The 20,849-nt window shown below is 30.2% G+C and carries 17 protein-coding genes, 4 tRNA genes and 1 pseudogene; 20 read left to right on the top strand and 2 right to left on the bottom strand.

Annotated features, from left to right (window positions below; genetic code table 11):
* Positions 1-106 precede the first annotated feature (106 nt).
* The 12 genes from ilvG to BCHRO640_RS02990 all read left to right on the top strand — a co-directional run bounded on the left by ilvG (position 107) and on the right by BCHRO640_RS02990 (position 11,311).
* Positions 107-1,747 (top strand): acetolactate synthase 2 catalytic subunit, encoded by a 1,641-nt coding sequence (gene ilvG, locus BCHRO640_RS03045; protein WP_015344825.1) that lies wholly within the window; start codon positions 107-109, stop codon positions 1,745-1,747.
* Between the two features lies 1 nt (position 1,748).
* Positions 1,749-1,985, top strand: a complete 237-nt coding sequence (gene ilvM / locus BCHRO640_RS03040) for an acetolactate synthase 2 small subunit (RefSeq protein ID WP_011283125.1) — start codon at positions 1,749-1,751, stop codon at positions 1,983-1,985.
* Positions 1,986-2,045: 60 nt separating this feature from the next.
* The gene (locus tag BCHRO640_RS03035; RefSeq protein WP_015344824.1) at positions 2,046-2,966 is read left to right on the top strand and encodes a branched-chain amino acid transaminase; all 921 of its coding nucleotides are present in this window, start codon (positions 2,046-2,048) and stop codon (positions 2,964-2,966) included.
* 74 nt (positions 2,967-3,040) lie between these two features.
* Entirely contained in the window at positions 3,041-4,891 is a 1,851-nt protein-coding gene (ilvD, locus tag BCHRO640_RS03030; protein ID WP_015344823.1) for a dihydroxy-acid dehydratase, read from the top strand.
* Positions 4,892-4,899: 8 nt separating this feature from the next.
* Positions 4,900-6,444 carry a threonine ammonia-lyase, biosynthetic gene (ilvA, locus tag BCHRO640_RS03025; RefSeq protein WP_015344822.1) on the top strand — a complete coding sequence of 515 codons (1,545 nt, stop codon included), beginning with the start codon at positions 4,900-4,902 and terminating at the stop codon, positions 6,442-6,444.
* Between the two features lie 60 nt (positions 6,445-6,504).
* Positions 6,505-7,980, top strand: a complete 1,476-nt coding sequence (gene ilvC / locus BCHRO640_RS03020) for a ketol-acid reductoisomerase (RefSeq protein WP_015344821.1) — start codon at positions 6,505-6,507, stop codon at positions 7,978-7,980.
* A 239-nt stretch (positions 7,981-8,219) separates the two neighbouring features.
* Entirely contained in the window at positions 8,220-8,546 is a 327-nt protein-coding gene (gene trxA / locus BCHRO640_RS03015) for a thioredoxin (RefSeq protein WP_015344820.1), read from the top strand.
* 437 nt (positions 8,547-8,983) lie between these two features.
* Positions 8,984-10,243, top strand: coding sequence for a transcription termination factor Rho (gene rho, locus BCHRO640_RS03010; RefSeq protein WP_011283119.1), 1,260 nt, complete (start codon positions 8,984-8,986; stop codon positions 10,241-10,243).
* Positions 10,244-10,826: 583 nt separating this feature from the next.
* A tRNA-Arg gene (locus BCHRO640_RS03005) sits at positions 10,827-10,900 on the top strand.
* A 44-nt stretch (positions 10,901-10,944) separates the two neighbouring features.
* Positions 10,945-11,017 (top strand) — tRNA-His (locus BCHRO640_RS03000).
* 22 nt (positions 11,018-11,039) lie between these two features.
* Positions 11,040-11,125: transfer RNA gene (locus BCHRO640_RS02995), tRNA-Leu, on the top strand.
* A 112-nt stretch (positions 11,126-11,237) separates the two neighbouring features.
* Positions 11,238-11,311 (top strand) — tRNA-Pro (locus BCHRO640_RS02990).
* A 111-nt stretch (positions 11,312-11,422) separates the two neighbouring features.
* Here the strand turns inward: BCHRO640_RS02990 and hemD are convergent.
* Together hemD and hemC are read right to left on the bottom strand one after the other, a co-directional pair.
* Positions 11,423-12,172, bottom strand: coding sequence for a uroporphyrinogen-III synthase (hemD, locus tag BCHRO640_RS02985; RefSeq protein ID WP_015344819.1), 750 nt, complete (start codon positions 12,170-12,172; stop codon positions 11,423-11,425).
* 46 nt (positions 12,173-12,218) lie between these two features.
* Positions 12,219-13,121 (bottom strand): hydroxymethylbilane synthase, encoded by a 903-nt coding sequence (gene hemC, locus BCHRO640_RS02980; protein ID WP_015344818.1) that lies wholly within the window; start codon positions 13,119-13,121, stop codon positions 12,219-12,221.
* Positions 13,122-14,179: 1,058 nt separating this feature from the next.
* Between hemC and dapF the strand changes: the two genes are divergently transcribed.
* From dapF to yigL, 8 genes and pseudogenes are all read left to right on the top strand, one after another.
* Entirely contained in the window at positions 14,180-15,004 is an 825-nt protein-coding gene (dapF, locus tag BCHRO640_RS02975; protein WP_015344817.1) for a diaminopimelate epimerase, read from the top strand.
* Positions 15,005-15,174: 170 nt separating this feature from the next.
* Positions 15,175-15,891, top strand: a complete 717-nt coding sequence (yigB, locus tag BCHRO640_RS02970) for a 5-amino-6-(5-phospho-D-ribitylamino)uracil phosphatase YigB (RefSeq protein ID WP_015344816.1) — start codon at positions 15,175-15,177, stop codon at positions 15,889-15,891.
* Between the two features lie 64 nt (positions 15,892-15,955).
* Complete coding sequence (locus BCHRO640_RS03295; protein ID WP_051015647.1) at positions 15,956-16,324, top strand: UvrD-helicase domain-containing protein; 369 nt, start codon at positions 15,956-15,958, stop codon at positions 16,322-16,324.
* 316 nt (positions 16,325-16,640) lie between these two features.
* Positions 16,641-16,970: a UvrD-helicase domain-containing protein gene (locus BCHRO640_RS03395; RefSeq protein WP_171805067.1), complete on the top strand. Its 330-nt coding sequence runs from the start codon at positions 16,641-16,643 to the stop codon at positions 16,968-16,970.
* A 43-nt stretch (positions 16,971-17,013) separates the two neighbouring features.
* Positions 17,014-17,190 (top strand): annotated as a pseudogene (locus tag BCHRO640_RS03405) (3'-5' exonuclease); the annotation flags it as partial.
* Positions 17,191-17,521: 331 nt separating this feature from the next.
* Entirely contained in the window at positions 17,522-17,773 is a 252-nt protein-coding gene (locus tag BCHRO640_RS03340; protein ID WP_083865968.1) for a 3'-5' exonuclease, read from the top strand.
* Positions 17,774-18,365: 592 nt separating this feature from the next.
* Entirely contained in the window at positions 18,366-19,310 is a 945-nt protein-coding gene (corA, locus tag BCHRO640_RS02960; protein ID WP_015344815.1) for a magnesium/cobalt transporter CorA, read from the top strand.
* A gap of 365 nt (positions 19,311-19,675) precedes the next feature.
* Complete coding sequence (gene yigL, locus BCHRO640_RS02955) at positions 19,676-20,515, top strand: sugar/pyridoxal phosphate phosphatase YigL (RefSeq protein WP_015344814.1); 840 nt, start codon at positions 19,676-19,678, stop codon at positions 20,513-20,515.
* Positions 20,516-20,849 lie beyond the last annotated feature (334 nt).

Here is a 20,849-nt window from a genome sequence, read left to right as displayed (position 1 = left end):
ATATGTAATGTCCATACACTTTGCAATTGATTCAAAATCGGTTGATTTACATCAGTAGCCTGATTAGATTATTATTTCATTTATAAAATCATATGAGGAAAAAAACATGAACGGAGCTCAGTGGACCATAAAAGCGCTGAGAAAAAAAGGTGTGGAAATTATTTTTGGTTATCCGGGTGGAGCAATTATGCCGATATATGATGCATTGTTTGACTCTGAAGTAGAACATTTATTATGTAGGCATGAGCAAGGTGCGATTATGTCTGCTATAGGATACGCTCGAGCTACTGGGAAAATTGGTGTATGTTTTGCGACTTCTGGTCCGGGAGCTACTAACCTCATCACTGGATTAGCTGATGCATTATTAGATTCCATCCCTATAGTAGCTATTACTGGACAAGTGGGATTAGAATTTATTGGTACCGATGCATTTCAAGAAATAGATGTATTAGGTTTATCTTTAGCTTGCACTAAACATAGCTTTTTAGTACATTCATTAAACATGCTACCTGATATTATTGATGAAGCGTTTTTTATTGCTTCTGAAGGCAGACCAGGTCCAGTGTTAATAGATATACCAAAAGATATTCAATTGTCTACTGGAAAATTAATCTCAAACTACTGTATTAATAAAAAAGATATTTGTAGTATTGAAAGTGATATAGAAAAAGCTCGAGTGCTAATGCTGCAAGCATGTCAACCGATACTTTACGTAGGAGGAGGTGTAGGTATGGCTGGAGCAGTAACTTCATTACGTACATTTATTTCTAAAACCAAAATACCTACTGTAGTTACGTTAAAAGGACTAGGTGCGCCAGATTATACAGAAGATTGTTATCTAGGAATGTTAGGCATGCATGGAAATCAAGCAGCTAATTTAGCAGTACAAAAATCTGATTTATTAATTGCGATAGGAGCTCGATTTGATGATAGAGTAACTGGACGATTACATACTTTTGCTCCACACGCAAAAGTAATTCATGTGGATATTGATCCTTCAGAATTTAGTAAATTGCGATTAGCGAATGTTTCTTTATCTGGCAATTTAAACGATTTGTTATTTGCTCTAACACAATCCTTATCTATTGATCCATGGAGAAAAAAAGTAAAATCTTTAAAGTTAAAGTACCGTTGGTCTTATCAATCATCTGATGATAAAATTTATGCTCCAACTTTATTACGAACAATCAGTGAAAATGCTCCTTACGATACTGTGGTTACTACAGATGTTGGGCAACATCAAATGTGGGCTGCTCAACACATGCAATTCAGTCGTCCAGAGAATTTTATCACTTCTGGAGGGTTGGGAACCATGGGGTTTGGCACGCCCGCAGCTATTGGGGCTCAAATTGGTCGACCCAATCATATGGTGATATGTATTTCTGGTGATGGTTCATTTATGATGAACATACAAGAACTCGCCACTATTAAACGTAAAAATTTGCCTATTAAAATTGTTTTGTTAGATAACCAGCGTTTAGGAATGGTGCGTCAATGGCAACAATTATTTTTCAATAAACGTTACAGTGAAACTACATTAACAGATAATCCCAACTTTCTTGTTTTGGCTAAAGCGTTTGATATTCATGGAATATGTATTACTTATACATCTCAAATTTTAGACGCAATTAATATGTTATTTACACACACAGGACCTTTTTTATTACATGCGCTGATTAATGAACATGAAAACGTTTGGCCATTAGTTCCACCTGGTTCTTCAAATGATGCTATGCTGGAGCAGTAATATGACATATTATTCGCTGTTTATAAAAGCCAGGTTTTGCCCAGAGGTGCTTGAACGTATTCTCCGGGTTATTCGTCATCGTGGATTTGAGTTACATACATTAAATATGTTGTCATATAGTAAGCTCAACAAGAAAAAAATAAACATTTTATTAACTGTTTCTAGCAATAGAGCAATATATTTATTGTCTGCACAATTAAATAAATTAATGGATATACATTATATTAAAATTGAATAAATTAAAAAATAATAATTAAATTCGTACTTTCTTCGACTATATTTCCGAGGAAGATATCAGATGAATATATCAAACTTTATTTGGTTTAATGGGGAAATCGTACCATGGAAGGAAGCTAAAGTACATGTAATGTCTCATGCTTTGCACTATGGATCATCAGTGTTTGAAGGTATGAGGTGTTATAATTCACATAAAGGTCCCGTTATATTTCGTCATCGTGAACATATACAAAGATTGTATAATTCCGCAAAAATTTATCGTATGCCTATTTTTTGGAGTATTGATGATTTAATGGAAGCTTGTAGAATTATTATTCGAAAGAATAATCTAATCAATGCATATATCCGTCCTCTCGTATTTATTGGAAATGTAGGTATGAAAATTAATCCGACTCCCGGATACGTTACTGACATTGCTATAGCAGCTTTTTCTTGGCTACCTTATCTGGGAGAAAATTCTTTGAAACAAGGGATTGATGTTATGGTATCTTCCTGGAATAGAGTTCCAGCAAATACCCTTCCAAGCACAGCGAAAGCTGGCGGAAATTATCTATCATCGATGTTAATTAGCAATGAAGCTCACCGAAATGGTTATCAAGAAGGAATAGGTTTAGATATATATGGTTATATTTCAGAAGGCGCCGGTGAAAATTTATTTGAAGTTAAAAATAATATTCTTTTAACACCACCATGTGCTTCTTCTATTTTACCTGGAGTCACACGTGATACTATTATTAAGTTAGCAGTAAATATTGGTTTAGAAGTACAAGAACAAGTATTGCCCCGTGAATCTCTATACATAGCTGATGAAATATTTATGTCTGGTACTGCTGCCGAAATAACCCCAGTACGTAGTGTAGATGGAATTAAGGTAGGTACCGGTACGCGCGGACCCATCACTAAAAAATTACAGCACTTATTTTTTAACTTATTTACTGGAATTACTGAAGATCAATGGAATTGGTTAGATCCAGTGCATTAGAATACTACATTGATGCAAATGTTAATTCTCATAAGATAATCAATATTCAATAATATAGAATACTGGAGTTAAATATGCCTAAATATCGCTCTATTACTACTACACATGGTCGTAATATGACTGGTGCTCGAGCATTGTGGCGTGCTACAGGTATGACCACTGAAGATTTTGATAAAATGATTATTGCTGTAGTTAATTCATTTACCCAATTTGTTCCTGGGCACATACATTTACGAAACGTAGGAGCATTAGTGTCCGAACAAATTAATATTACTGGAGGAGTTGCAAAAGAATTTAATACCATTGCAATAGACGATGGAATTGCTATGGGTCATAGCGGCATGCTATATTCTTTGCCATCTAGAGATCTTATTGCTGATTCTGTGGAATATATGATTAATGCCCACTGCGTTGATGCTATGGTATGTATTTCTAATTGCGATAAAATAACACCTGGAATGTTAATGGCGGCATTACGCTTAAATATTCCAGCTATCTTTGTATCAGGCGGACCAATGGAATCTGGTGCAATAACTTTGTCTAATCAAAACGTTAAGTTAAATTTAATTGACGCAATCACTTGTTCTGTAGATCCGAATATTTCTGATGTTGATCAACAACGCATTGAATCAGCAGCGTGTCCTACATGCGGGTCTTGTTCAGGGATGTTTACGGCGAACTCTATGAATTGTTTAACAGAAGCATTGGGATTAGCACAACCGGGTAATGGATCGTTGTTGGCTACTCATTCTGATCGTAAAAAATTATTTTTAAATGCCGGTAAATATATTGTTCATTTAGCTAAATCTTATTATGAAGAGAATAATTATTCTGTTCTACCGCGCAATATAGCTAACAAGTCTTCTTTTGAAAATGCAATGATGTTGGACATTGCAATGGGTGGCTCTACTAATACTGTATTACACTTACTTGCGGCTGCTCAAGAAGGAGAGATAGATTTTACTATGGCAGATATTGATAAATTATCTCGAAAAGTACCGCATTTATGTAAAGTAGCTCCAAATACTCAACGATATCACATGGAAGATTTTCATCGAGCTGGAGGAGTAATGGGTGTGCTTGGTGAATTACATCGTTGTGGTTTATTACATGAAGACACACGTAATATATTGAATAAATCTTTATTAGAAACGTTATTAAATTATGACATTTTTTCATGTGATAATTTTGAATCAAAAAACATGTATGCTGCAGCACCAGCAGGAATACGTAGCACACAAGCTTTTATTCAAAAAAACAGATGGACTTCATTAGATACGGATCGTCGCTCTGGATGTATTCGTTCACGTGAACATGCTTATAGCCAAGACGGAGGTTTAGCAGTATTGTACGGTAATCTAGCTGTAGATGGATGTCTTGTAAAAACAGCTGGAGTTCATATAAACCTTCAAAAATTTAGTGGACCAGCTAAGGTGTATGAGAGTCAAGAAGAATCTGTTCAAGCAATTTTAACAGGAAATGTACATTCTGGCGATATTATTGTAATTCGATATGAAGGACCAAAAGGTGGGCCAGGTATGCAAGAAATGTTATATCCGACATCTTTTCTTAAATCCATGAGGTTAGATTTATGTTGCGCTTTGATTACAGATGGTAGATTTTCAGGAGGAACATCAGGACTATCTATTGGTCATATATCTCCGGAAGCAGCTAATAAAGGATTAATTGGACTAGTACACGATGGGGACATAATTAATATCGATATTAGCATGCGTAGTATTACCTTAGAAGTTTCTGAGCATATACTAAAAATACGACATGCAGCAGAAATTGCCCGAGGAAATAAAGCGTGGACCCCAACCAACAGAAATAGAAACATATCTATTTCTTTACAGGCATACGCTCACTTAGTAACAAGCGCAGACAAAGGCGCGGTTCGTGATAAATCTAAATTGTTAGGATAACATCCTAAATGAAAAAAATTTATTCTTTTTCTCATGCACCTTGTCCTGCAGAATATCTACGTGCTGCTTTGCGCTCTCACGTGTATGAAGTAGCTCAAATAACTCCATTACAAATTATGAACAAATTGTCAGAACGTCTTGAAAATACAATATTAGTTAAACGAGAAGATAGACAGCCGGTACATAGCTTTAAACTACGTGGAGCTTATGCTATGATCTCAAGTCTTAACGAAACACAAAAATCTTCTGGAGTTATTACCGCTTCAGCAGGTAATCACGCTCAGGGGGTAGCTTTTTCTGCTACTCGTCTAGGTATTACATCTTTGATTGTGATGCCTATAAATACCGCTGACATAAAAATAGATGCGGTACGTGATTTTGGAGGAAAACCGTTATTATGTGGAGCTAATTTTGATGAGGCTAAAATTAAAGCTATGTATTTAGCTGATAAACATCAATTAACTTTTATTCCTCCATTTGATCATCCAACGGTAATCGCGGGACAAGGAACATTAGCGATGGAATTATTACAGCAAGATGCTCATTTAGATCGCATTTTTGTTCCAGTAGGAGGGGGTGGTTTAGCGGCAGGTGTTTCTGTATTAATTAAACATCTTATGCCGCAAATAAAAGTTATAGGAGTTGAATCAGCAGAATCGGCTTCTTTATGTGCTGCCTTATCGGCAGGTATGCCAGTGTGGTTGCATAAAGTAGGTTTATTTGCTGAAGGAGTAGCTGTACGATGTGTTGGCAACGAAACATTTCGTTTATGCCAAGAATATCTAGACGATGTAATTACAGTGGATAATGATGCGATTTGTGCTGCAATAAAAGATTTATTCGAAGACGTACGTGCTATTGCTGAACCCTCAGGTGCGTTAGCATTAGCTGGAATGAAGAAGTATATTCAAAGATATGCAATTCGAGGCGAAAGAATAGCTCATGTTCTTTCAGGTGCCAATATAAATTTTCATGAATTACGTTATATTTCAGAACGTTGTGAACTAGGAGAGCAGCGAGAAGCGTTAATGGCGATTACTATTCCAGAAAAAAAAGGTAGTTTTTTAGAATTCTATAAAATATTAGGAAACAGATCAGTAACAGAATTTAATTATCGCTTCAATGGATCTAAAAACGTTTGTATTTTTATTGGTATACGTTTGAAGCACGGACGTTCCGAAAGAAACACAATAGTTCAAGAAATACTCGCTAATGGTTTTCACGTTGTAGATTTATCTGACGACGAAATGGCTAAATTGCATGTTAGATACATGGTAGGAGCACGTTTATTCCAGCCTTTACAGGAGCGAATTTTTAGTTTTGAGTTTCCAGAAGCTCCAGGAGCATTATTGAAATTTCTTCATACTTTAGGTGCTAATTGGAACATCTCTTTATTTCATTATCGAAATCATGGTACTGATTACGGACGTGTTCTAGCCGGGTTTGAACTATCTCATCAAAAAGAATCAGAATTTAAAGAATATTTATCTAAATTAGGATACGAATGGCACGATGTTACAACTAATCCAGTGTTTGAAGTATTTTTAAATTAATAAAACATTGTGATGGAAAATTATTAAATTATTTTTAACATCATTTAAAAGAGATATTTTATGGCTAATTATTTTAATACATTAACTTTCATAGAAAAATTAAAACATTTGGGAAAATGTCGATTTATGAGTAATAATGAATTTTCTAATGGAATTCAGGCATTATTATCTAAAAAAGTAGCTATAATAGGCTGTGGATCTCAAGGTTTGAATCAAGGTTTAAATATGAGAGATTCAGGGGTAAATATTACATATGCTTTACGTCGTGAATCTATTCTTAATAAACAAGAATCTTGGGAAAGAGCAACAAGGAACGGATTTCCTGTAGGAACTTATGATGAAATCATTCCCAAATCAGATGTAGTTATTAATTTAACTCCAGATAAATGTCACACATCAGTGATACGACAAATAGAACCTTTAATGAAACATGGATCCACATTGGGGTATTCACATGGATTTCATATTGTAGAAGTTGGAGAAAAAATTCGTCAAGATATTACTGTCATCATGGTCGCTCCAAAATGTCCCGGTACAGAAGTTCGTCAAGAATATCAACGAGGATTTGGAGTCCCTGCTTTAATCGCCGTACACGAAGAAAACGATACATATGATATGGGCATGACATTAGCAAAATCCTGGGCATTTGCACTTGGTAGTCATCGCGCTGGGGTATTAGAATCTTCATTTGTAGCAGAAGTTAAATCAGATCTTATGGGAGAACAAACTATTTTATGTGGAATGTTACAAGCCGGATCCATTCTTTGTTTTGATTATATGATTAGTAATGGTGTTAACGCTGCATACGCAGGAAAATTCATTCAATGTGGTTGGGAAGTCATAACTGAAGCATTAAAACAAGGAGGTATTACATTAATGATGGATCGATTATCTAACGCTTCTAAAATACGTGCTTTTATATTATCTGAAAAACTAAAAAATATATTAAAACCAATTTTTGAAAAACATATGGAAAATATACTTAATGGAGTATTTTCTAAAGAAATGATGTTGGATTGGGAAAATAATGATTCTAAATTACTTAAGTGGAGAGAAAAAACCAGTCAACTTCCATTAGAACAAGCTCCAAATTATCAACAAGAAATTTTGGAACAAACATATTTTGATTATGGGATATTAATGGTAGCTATAATCAAATCAGGTATAGAATTATCCTTTGACACAATGATAAAATCTGGAATAGCACCAGAATCGGCATATTATGAATCATTACATGAGTTACCTTTAATTGCAAATACTATAGCTCGTAAAAAATTATATGAAATGAACATGGTAATTTCTGACACCGCAGAATACGGTAATTATTTATTTTGTGATAAGGTAGTACCTTTGTTAAAAAAGACTATAATACCTAATTTAAGAACAGGAGATTTAGGTATGGCATCCAAGAATATTAACGTTGATAACATTGTTTTGCGTAATACTAATGACATGATTCGAAATCACACAATAGAAAAAGTTGGAATTCAACTAAGAAGTTATATGCAAAACATGAAAAGTTTATCGTTTAATTAATGATTAAAACAGAACTATATTCTTGTAATTACAGCGATATTATTGTGATGAAAGATCATCGAGTTGACTCCTAAATAAGAATGAATTTTTTTGGATAAAAACGATAAAAAATTATATTATATTATATTATATAATCAATTATATAAATAATTTTAAATATTCAACAATATACATAAAATAAATAAGTTAATAATAATGATATATAATGATTAGAAGAAAATAAATTATAAGGAGGACAAATGAATCAAATTATCATGCACCTGACAGATTCTAATTTTAAAGAAACGGTGTCAAACTCTACCGATCTTTTTTTAGTTGATTTTTGGGCCGAATGGTGTAATCCCTGTAAAGCAATGATACCTATTTTAGAAGATATCGCTGTTGAATTTAATAATACATTAAAAATAGTAAAATTAAACATAGATGAAAATCCAATAACTACAAAAAACTATGGGATTAAGAGTGTTCCTACTTTATTATTGATTCGTCATGGAACGGTGCTATCTACTAAAGTAGGGTTGCTGTCCAAGCAAAAATTACAAGAATTTTTAAAAATACATGTATAAATGAGCACTTATTTTTAAAACATTTATAATTTTTAAAATTATTTTATATGTTAGTAGACGTTTCTTTAGGATTACAGTAGAATGACAGAATGTCGTATATGATTAATTATAAATGTTTAATTTATAATGGAATATAAATATATTGCCGCTATTATATAGCGGCAATAACAGGTAATACAATTTAATTTTATAAATTAATTATGGACTATATTTTCAATATGGTTATAAAGATTACCGCTGGATTTTTATAAATCTATTTTTTCTGTGATAATCCGATAGTAATTAAACACCTTAACGTTTATTCATGCTCGATATTGTAAGCATAGGATAGACAATCAAATATGTATTGTGCAGGAAATTATTCCATAATGTTACGTGTATACTTTATCTTTGTAATACCAACAATGTATATAACTCCAATTTAAGAATCCATAATTATGAATCTTACAAAATTAAAAAACATACCAGTTTCTGAATTAGTACATCTCGGAGAAAGTATGGGTCTAGAGAATTTAGCACGTATGCGCAAGCAAGATATTATTTTTGCTATTTTTAAACAACATGCTAAAACTGGAGAAGATATTTTTGGGGATGGTGTATTAGAAATATTACAAGATGGTTTTGGGTTTCTTAGATCTAGTGATAGCTCTTATCTTGCTGGACCAGATGATATTTATGTGTCTCCAAGCCAGATTCGTCGTTTTAATTTACGTACTGGAGATACTATTTCTGGGAAAATTAGACCTCCAAAAGAAGGTGAACGTTATTTTGCATTGCTTAAAGTAAATGATGTAAATTATGATAAACCAGAAAATGCTCGTAATAAAATTTTGTTTGAAAATCTTACTCCATTACATGCCAATTCACGATTACGCATGGAAAGAGGAAATGGTTCTACGGAAGACTTAACCGCAAGAGTATTGGACCTGGCATCACCTATTGGGCGCGGTCAGCGCGGTTTAATTGTAGCGCCTCCTAAAGCCGGCAAAACCATACTTCTTCAAAATATTGCACAAAGCATTAGTCATAATCATCCAGACTGCGTATCAATAGTGCTCTTGATAGATGAACGTCCAGAAGAAGTTACTGAAATGCAACGCTTAGTACACGGAGAAGTAATTGCATCTACCTTTGATGAGCCAGCATCTCGTCATGTTCAAGTATCTGAAATGGTAATCGAGAAAGCTAAGCGATTAGTAGAACACAAAAAAGATGTAATTATTTTGTTAGATTCCATTACTCGATTAGCGAGAGCCTATAATACTATAGTACCTTCATCTGGAAAAGTGTTGACAGGAGGGGTTGATGCCAATGCTTTACATCGTCCAAAACGCTTTTTCGGAGCGGCTCGTAATATGGAAGAAGGAGGAAGCTTAACTATTATAGCTACTGCTTTAATAGATACTGGATCAAAAATGGATGAAGTAATTTATGAAGAATTTAAAGGAACTGGCAATATGGAATTGCATTTGTCAAGAAAAATAGCTGAAAAGCGTGTTTTTCCGGCTATTGATTACAATCGTTCTGGAACTAGAAAAGAAGAACTATTAACTACTCAAGATGAACTGCAAAAAATATGGATTCTACGAAAAATTATTCATCCAATGAGTGAAATTGATGCAATGGAATTCATGATGAATAAATTATCTATGACTAAAACCAATGATGAATTTTTTGATATGATGAAGCGTTGTTAATTTATTGTAATAATTATTGTTTACTGTATTAACACATATTTTAAAAAAGACTATTTGTCGTTTTCTATAACGACAATTTTTAAGATCTTTATATAAAAATTTATTTAATAAATTATCTATATATATTAATTTTTAATTGCTGCCCCGCATATTTTTCATAATGGTTTATTTTTATGAATCAAGTATTATGGTAGTATTTAGAATACTTAAATATCCATATATTTCCAATATCTTCATGTATAAGTAATAAATTTTTGATTAATTATTTTGTAATATATATATGATACAAATATCAGATATATGATAGAATATACATATGTCGATGTTGAAAATGTGTTCATGTTATTTCTCTCATATACTATATATAGATTTATGGGTATATCAATATTTATTGATATCTTTTATGTAAAATACACGACACTCTAAACTATAAAATACTCTTTGATTTTCATAAAAATTTTTTCTGCAGTTGTTTTTAATGAAATTCAGTGAATAATATATATGTACTAAAAAATTATTAATGCAAACTGATTAAACCATATTTTGTTGATATTAATTTGTATTAAATATATATGCTAATTCAGCGTTCGTAGCTCAACTGGATAGAGCATCGCCCTCCGGAGGCGAAGGTTTCAGGTTCAAATCCTGTCGGACGCATTGATTTATTTAAATTTTTATGAAAAAATTGAAGTTGATCGATGGTGATTGTAGCTCAGTCGGTAGAGCACTGGATTGTGGTTCCAGAAGTCGTGGGTTCGAATCCCATCAATCACCCATTAAAAATAAATGACATAAAGCGAAGGTGGCGGAATAGGAAGACGCTCTAACTTCAGGAGTTAGTGTCTTGATCAAGACGTGAGGGTTCAAATCCCTTCCTTCGCAGAGAAATAATTGTTATTATATCGCAAATGAAATGATTGGTTATTAGTATTTCAATATTCCTCAATGGAGGACATATATAATACGAAAAAATTATATGAAAGTCAGAAAGCATCGGCGAGTGGCGCAGCTTGGTAGCGCTCCTGGTTTGGGACCAGGAGGCCGGAGGTTCAAATCCTCTCTCGCCGATTCCTATAAACCATATCGAGAAAGATTAAGTATTTTTGTTATTGCATTTTCTAAAATTTTTTATGTGTTCATAGAAATGATTATTCGTATTTGGTTTGGAGTGCTCATAAATTATGCATTCTTAATCAAAAGATGAGTTAGTATCTCGTTGTTTGCTGACTGCGCTATAATAATATTTGTCCAACCTAAACGTCTAGCTAATTTAGCTAGACGTACACTTACCACGATTAATTTACATCGTATCAACCAAGATGTGCGATAAGATTCAGGAATTAAATAATATAGGTGTTGTAGTATTTCTCCAGAAGTAACTACTACTGTTCTAATATTCAATCCTAATAGATTAGATAATTGTTCTTCTCTATTATATTGCAACGGTTGTCTAGTATAACATTCGCAGGATGCAACAAATACTCCTCTTCTTTGAAGAGTGTCATCTAAAATAGTACGTCCATTATTACCTCTTAGAATAAGAGCGCGCTTTCCATAACTATACATTAGTTCAGGTAATTGTAATAAATTTTCACTAGTTTCCTGGATTGTAGGATATTTCACCAATATTCCCGATAACTTGTACATCATTACACTAGTCGCATGACCAATGGAATAATATGCTAATTTGGTAGGCCAGGATATTCCTATGTTAAGTAACTGATTATGAGCATATTTAATTGCATGTTGTGATATAATGCACAAAAAATCTCCTTCAGAAAGTAGATTTAATTTCTGTTCTAATGAATATAATTCTTTTCCTGTAGAAAAGTAAATTAATGGAAAATGATATGCAAATTTACCAAAAGAAAGTAATTTATTTACCAATTGTTCTCCATATGGAGAAGGACGAGTAATTAAAATATTCATAATTTTTAATTCGATACATGATTAAATTAAATCAAATAAAAAAATGTTATCGTTTAAATTTAATTAATAAATCTTCAGCAAGGATAAAACCTAATTTTTCTGCTTGATCTAAAGGCGCCCTTCCTTCAGTACGAATAATCTTGCTACCATCAGGTAATCCAATAAGTGCTCTTAGCCATATTTGATCCTCTTCAATTTCAGCATAACTAGCAATTGGTAAATGACAATAACTTTCCAAATAAGTAGTAACAGCGCGTTCCGCTCTGACACGAAATGAGGTTTCTGGATGATATAATGGTGATAATAAGGATAAAATATCAGCATCATTCGAACGACATTCGATGGCTATAACACCTTGTCCCATTGCTGGTAATAGATCAGACGGATCAATATGAACACGAATGTACTCATGTAACTGTAATCGTTGTAATCCAGCTACAGCTAAAACTATCGCATCATATTGTCCATATTGTAATTTTTTTAATCTAGTATCTATATTCCCTCGCAAGTTACTAACTACTAGATCTGGACGATGCGCTCGTATTTGACACTGTCTGCGTAAACTTGATGTACCTATTATACTACCAATCGGTAACGTATCTATGTTAGGATATTTTAAACTAACAAAAGCATCACGTGGATCATTGCGTTTACATAGAACTGGAAGAGTTAATTCATCTGGTAAAGGCACTGTAATATCTTTCATGGAATGAACAGCAATATCGGCATGAAAGTTTATTAATGCATGTTCTAATTCTTTAATAAATGCACCTTTTTTAATTTTATTTTTTGCATCAATATTTAAAAATTTATCTCCTGTTGTTACAATGGGCATCAACTCTATGCTTAATGTTGGATGATAATGTTTCAATTCATTATGAACATATTGAGCTTGACAAATAGCAAGTTGACTTTTTCGTGTAGCAATTTTTAAAATTTTATTTTTCATCAGTATAATTATGTTAAGACAATATGATTGTAATTTTTAATTAATCTAAATGTTTTTTATATAATTAAATTATAAAAACCTTTATTAAAAAATTTTTAAAATAAGTAAATGTTTATTACTTTAATCAGTTTTAATTATTTTTTATAATTAAATAATAAAAATAATACGTTAAATTCAGATTTTTAATTTTTATGTAATTAAAACGTTTTAGGTAAATCAGCAGCAGTTTTGTGGCGATATTGTATATTGCATACAATCATAGTATTTTGATATTTAAAAAATTGGGACTTAAATAAATATTTTCTCGATAAATTATAGAAAAAAGTTCCTTTGTATATTATTACTTATAGTATTGCAATACTATCACATTTAAAATTTTAATTTTTATTATTTTTTTATAAATATTGAAAATAAAAAATTTATTATAAAATGATTTGATTATTATTAATTATAAAAATTAATCTTACTTATTTTACATGTGATACTTTAATTATTGATGAAAATAAAGAAAGTAACAAGTATTAATAATTTATGCATATAAATTATTCAGTATTTTTAGTTATTGAAAATAAAATCATTTTTATTGTAATAGTTTAAAAGGATACTTGTTTATGTACAAGTATATTGTATCAAACAGTGATATTATTATTTCAAATAAGAATATACCTTTATTAATCATTGAAATAATAATCATGATTATGATATTAAAAATTAATTTCAATGGATATATTAATTATTATATAAAATCCAAATAAGTAATTAAAAAGATAAACATTATAAAATATGTTTTTTGCAAAGATGTTATGATGATCACATGAATGTAATCATTTTTTATTTGTTATTATCCAAAAAGATATTTTCTAAAAAGAATGAATTATGTTCTTATTTCTATAATATAAGCAATATTTTTATGTATTGTATTGTACAATGTAATCAACAGTATTTGCATTGCTTTCAGATGTTGCAATAAATACAATAAAATCAATACTCGTTGAGTACCATAAAACACTAAAACCATTTCCAAAAATTAGTGATGTGTGATGCTATGTGAGGAAGGTATGCGATTTACCAAAATGAACGGGCTGGGCAATGACTTTGTCATCATAGATGCTATTACTCAAAATATACATCTTACTTCTGAAAATATCAGATATTTATCAGATCGATTTTATGGAGTTGGTTTTGATCAATTGTTAATAGTAGAACCTCCTTATGATCCAGCAATAGATTTTCATTGTCGAATTTATAATTCGGACGGAACAGAAGTAAATCAATGTGGTAATGGTATGCGTTGTGTTGCGCAATTTGTCTGCTTAAAAAAATTAACTAATAAACGAAACATTCATATTAGTACTCGCGCTAACCATATAATATTATCTATTATGAATGACAATCGCGTATCTGTTAATATGGGGGCGCCTATTTTTGATCCAAAACTTATTCCGTTTTATATATCACAATATCAAAAAACTTATATTTTATTTTTACCTACGCAAATAATACTATGTGGTGTAGTATCTATGGGTAATCCTCATTGTGTTATTTTAGTAGAAAAAATAGAAAATATCCAAGTTACTTCATTAGGATCAGCATTAGAAGATCATCATTGTTTTCCAGAGCGAGTCAATGTAAGTTTTATGCAAATTATTAACTGTAATAATATTCGATTACGAGTATATGAGCGCGGAGTAGGAGAAACTCAAGCTTGTGGAACTGCCGCCTGTGCGGCAGTTGCCGTAGGCATTCAACAGGGATTATTATATGAATCAGTAAACGTAAACTTGCCTGGGGGTACTATATCAGTAAATTGGAAAGGGGCAAGTAATGCATTGTACATGACTGGATCAGCGTCTTATGTATATGATGGATATATTAATTTATAAATATATAGTAAATCCACCAAAATGTTATTATTTTTAATTCACGTATTTTATATTGAAACTTTATTTAGTATTTAATTTTTTATACATTATATGAATATAATGCAGTGAGCATATAAATATTTCATTGAAAAAATAACGATTGTAATTTAATAACATTAAAGGTATAAATTATGCATGTTTACCGTACATTACAACCTTTTTATGCTATAACTCTAGATTTAGATAACACATTATATGATAATTATCCGGTAATAAATCGGGCCGAAGAAAAGTCAATATTGTTTTTGCAGCAATATCATCCCGCGTTATCTAAAATACAAAACAAGGATTATTATCAATCACGTAAAATGCTTCAATTTATAGAACCAAATATTTGTCATGATGTAAATTATTGGCGTTGGAAATCTTTAAAGATAATTTTATTACAATCAGGATTGACTCAAAATGAAGCACAATTAGGCGCTGATTACGCTATGGAAATTATTATACATTGGCGCAACAAAATCGATATTTCCCGGAGTACACATAATGTATTATCGGCATTAAGTTCTAAATGGCCATTAATTGCAATCACTAATGGCAATGCGAATCCTGTTTCTTGTGGACTACAACAATATTTTCAAGATGTATTACGTGCTGGAATTAATGGTCGCGCTAAACCTTATAAAGATATGTATTATTTAGCTTCAAAGCGTTTTGGAATATCTTGTAACAATATTCTACATGTAGGAGATGACTTGAATACAGATATAAAAGGAGCAATACATGCTGGGATGCAGGCTTGTTGGATTAGTCAATATAACTTAAATCAATATTGTTCAGTTGATGCAACACTGTTACCACATTTGAAAATTTCAAAATTAACATCATTAACATATTTATTATAATGTTAATAGTTATGTTGAATTCATATATCTATAAGTAATTATTTACTATGTGTTGTGATATTTTATGACTGTTTATAACATTCTTGATCAACTAAATGATAAACAACAAGAAGCGGTAACTGCTAATGATCAAAATATATTGGTGTTATCTGAAGCTGGTAGCAGAAAAACTCGAGTATTAGTTAATCGCATTCTCTTGGTTACAATTAGTGAAAAATATATCCAATGGCCAATAATCGTGATTACTTTTGTGAATAAAGCTGATTCAGTAACGCGAAATAGCATACAATCTTTAATTGGTGTTCAAAAAAATGATTTATGGATTAGTACTTTTCATGGATTAGCAAATCGGTTATTACGCGCTCATTACGTAGATGCAAATTTACCAAAAATTTTAAAATCCTCGATAACAACGATCAAATTCAATTTTTGAAATTAATATGCTCACTTAACTTAAATGCAAACAAGTATGGCGTACAAACTATGTATTATATCAATAGTGAGAAAAATAAGATTCCAGATATTCCAAATATAAATATTAATAGCAATTCAATAGAAATAAATGATATGGTTCCGAATTTATCAGTTTTATCAAGACATATGTAATCGCTCTGAATTAATAGATTTTAATGAATTATTGAAACATGCATATATGTTATGTTGAAATTATCTGAATATTTTACGTTATTATCCAAAACGATTTATTAATATTTTAGTGGATGAATTTCAAGATACTAATACAGTTCAATATGTTTTTTTACGCCTTTTATCAGGAGTCAGGAGAAAACAATAATTTAATGATTGTTGGCGATGATGATCAATCTATTTATGAGTGGAGAGGAGCGCAAATAAAAAATTTTCAACGATTTTTAGAAGATTTTACACGTATTACATTAGAACAGAATTATCGTTCTGCTAATAATATTTTAAGAGCTGCCAATACTCTTATTTGTAAAAATGATACACGTTTCAAGAAAAATTTATGGACATGTAAAAATAAAGGAAATGCTATTTCTCTATATTGTGCTTGTAATGTAATAGATGAAGCTATGTTTGTAGCAAATAATCTAATAGATTGAAAAAACGACATGGTTTGCTAAATAAGCAGATGTTTTATATCGAAATAATTTTCAATTTTTTATTAGAAGAAATTTTATTAAAAATATACCTTATCACATATATGGAGGAATAGAATTTTTTGAACGCAAAGAAATCAGAGATATTATAGCTTATTTAAAATTTATTCTTAATCAGAATAATGACACTGATTATATGCGAATCATTAACACACCCCCATAGAAGAATTGGTCAACGTACTTTAAAGCTTATTAAAAAATACGTTAATTTAAATCACTTAAGCTTGCGGGAAAGTAACTGATTTATTTCAAACAAAAAACGATTAAAGGTAGATCTGCTATTGCTCTAAAACAATTTATTATATTGATAGATTCCTTAAAAAATCAAATGTCCATTATATTGCCCTTGCATGAACAAATTTTTTATATTGTTAAGTTATGGAATATGTATAAAAAATATGTCATCCTAACCATATTGTGAACGCATACACAATATTAAAGAATTTGTAACAATGAGTAAGCACAATACAGTATTCTATCAGCATCAACGATAAATACATACATATCCATTACAACAATTTTTATCGTATATTTCTTTAGAATTTGAAGAAAATTTATCTAATACTTATTCAAATGCAGTACAACTCATGATGCTACATGCTTCAAAAGGATTAGAATTTTCCCAAGTATTCATTATAGGCTTAGAAGAAGGGATTTCTCCAAACAATGTTTCTTTAATTAACAAAGAATTATTAGAAGAAGAACGTAGATTAATTTATGTTGGCATCACACGTGCTATGGCATAAATTAACAATTAGTTATTCAGAAACTCGTTATATTTACGGAAAAGAGATGATCATTCAATCACCATATAGATTTGTTAATGAATTACCGATAGATTTTTTAAAAGTATAATATATTGATGTTACTCATCAAGAGTGAAGCCCTGTTATTTGTATAAATTTATATTGCTATTTTATTGAATTTTCAGAGAGTTATTACTCTAATCTTCATTAGAATTATTATATAATACAAATATATCTATATTTTTATTAAAAATATTTATAAATATTGACAATCTTTTTATTCTAGGCGTAACATGCCCGCTCTAATCTGCAGATTGTACTTATACTGGCTCAGTGAATAACATCTAATCGAGTATTTAAATAATTATTATAATTGAATTATATTTATTACTAAATAAATAAAAACTTTACGAATTATTTGTACGTCATAGATATTCGATACGCGATGATGATCGTTTATAGCTGTTTTGTCACGTAATGCGTATTGTCGAATGTCGAAATTACATGGCATGAGAATAGCTATTTATTATCTAATTTTAGTTATTGTGATCTAATGTAGACTAATTTGTATCCTTTGAGGAAGCAATGATATATGTATAATATATTTCAATTAAAAAATAATCATTTATTTCGTATTAATGAAAAAGATAAAATATCATTTTTAAATAATATTATTTGGATTGATATAATAGATTCACGCGGCGATGGTCATAATTATATACCAAACATATTGCTTCACCAAAAAATAAAGTTTTTTGAATTGAAAGACATTAACAAGACTACACGTTTCTTTAAAGATAAAAATGGATTACATATTCATTCTTTTTTCTTTTCATATAATAGCCAAGAACAAATAGATAACTCTAGTGTATTCTTTACCATTCACAACGGATGTTTATATACTTCACGAAAAAAAGAATTTCCAGTATTTTGTATGTATCAAAAATATTTGCATAACCATTTGTTAATTAATGGAAATGCTTATGAATTATTATTAAATTTATTTGAGGTAAAACTTGATGACCTAACAAATAAAATAGAACATATTTATTCTACCTTAGAAACATTGAGCTCTGTTATTATGAATGGACAACAAATCGATGAATACGATCATGCGCTTGCCGATTTAGCTATATTGGAGAATATAGGATGGAAAATTCGTGTTAATTTATTAGATACTGAAAGAGCAATAAAATTTTTAATACGTAAAGTAAAATTACCTGTATCACAACAAAAATATGCTAACGATATTTTAAATGAAATCACATTGTTATTACCTCACAATGAATATGTATTTCATCAAATCAGTTCTTTAACCCAATCAGCAATGGGATTTATTAATATTGAACAAAATAGAATTATAAAAATTTTCTCAGTTATTTTTTTACCTCCAACTTTAATTGCATCTAGCTATGGAATGAATTTTAAATTTATGCCAGAATTACAATGGTCATTTGGTTACCCTAGCGCTATTATTTTAATGATCCTATCAGGACTTGCTCCGTACATTTATTTCAAATATAAAAATTGGCTATAAATATTATAAATATAATTGTAGTACATATATAATTTTTTCTAAAAAAATACTAATCTAATTAAGCTTAAATGTTTTGAAATTATGTTCTTACATGTATCCCAGCAAAAAGATACGATAAAAACTCAATACATTTAAATTATTTTATATCCTTTTTCATACAATGAATCTATGAAATCTTTGTAATAATAATTACATTTTATAATTAAAAAGTTACTATATTTAATATTTTGAAAATTCATTCAATAAATTATTATTTATAAATCATATATATAATATATTAATTTTTATTGATATCATGTCATAATATATTGATATAATAATGATTATTTTTTATTATTTTTAATAAAAACAAAGAGAGGTAATAAATGTTTCGCATCGTTGCGTCTGATTTAGATGGTACTTTGCTAACACCGGACCACCGATTAACGTCTTTTACTAAAAAGATTCTAAAATTACTAACTACTCGTAATATTCATTTTGTTTTTGCTACTGGTCGACATCATACAAATGTCATGCAAATACGTGATAATTTGAAAATTAATTCTTATATGATTACTTCTAATGGAGCTAGAATACATAATACCTACGGGAAGTTAATTGCTTCTTACGATTTAGCTACAGAAATTGTGGCTGATTTATTACGAGTAGTACATTATGATTCTCAAATTATTACTAATATCTTTTATAATGATAAGTGGCTGATTAACCGATCAATATCAAAACAAAATTGTTTTTATAACGGATATGAATCTGATTATGATATATATCAGAAAGATACATTGCCCTTGCATGGTGTCTGTAAAGTATACTTCACTAGTAATAATTATAAACGACTGTTGTCTTTAGAAAAGAAATTACATGCGCGTTGGAATCATCGAATCAATATTAGTTTTTCGCTCCCTACATGTCTTGAAGTGATGCCGGAAGGAGTTTCAAAAGGACATGCTTTAGAACAAGTAGTTAAATTACTAGGCTGTCAACTAAAAGATTGTATTTCATTTGGTGACGGAATGAACGATCAAGAAATGCTAAAAATGGCAGGAAAAGGTTGTATAATGAGCAATGCACAGCAAAGATTGAAAGATACCTTGCCATTCTTAGAAATTATTGGCAGCAACAAAGATGATGCAGTACCTCATTATTTACAATGTATGTATCATAATATATGGTCTGATTTGTCATTAACAAATGGTGTTTTAAATTAATATTTTTATTAAAAATATTATGATTTTTAATATTTTTTCATTATTTATTGAATAGTTTGATGAATTTTCTACATGATTTTTTGTGTTCATGTTTATAACTTTTATATATAACGATAGCTCATAACATTGTTTTAAATAATTAATAAAGTACAACTATGATTTTGTTTAATTAATATAACAAACTTTTTAAACAGTTATATTTCAAACAAAACGTTGTATAAAAATAATCATTAATATATATTTTTTTAAAAAATTATAATTTTTGTAATTTCGCTCTAGTAAAATTAATTTGTTGTATTTTAATTGAAATAATAAATAAATGTATAAATTTTTT

Origin of the sequence: Candidatus Blochmanniella chromaiodes str. 640 (assembly GCF_000331065.1) — a bacterium.
GTDB classification, from domain to species: domain Bacteria; phylum Pseudomonadota; class Gammaproteobacteria; order Enterobacterales; family Enterobacteriaceae; genus Blochmanniella; species Blochmanniella pennsylvanica.
Note: the sequence above shows the minus strand (reverse complement) of the source record. Positions and strands in the feature narration are given on the sequence as shown.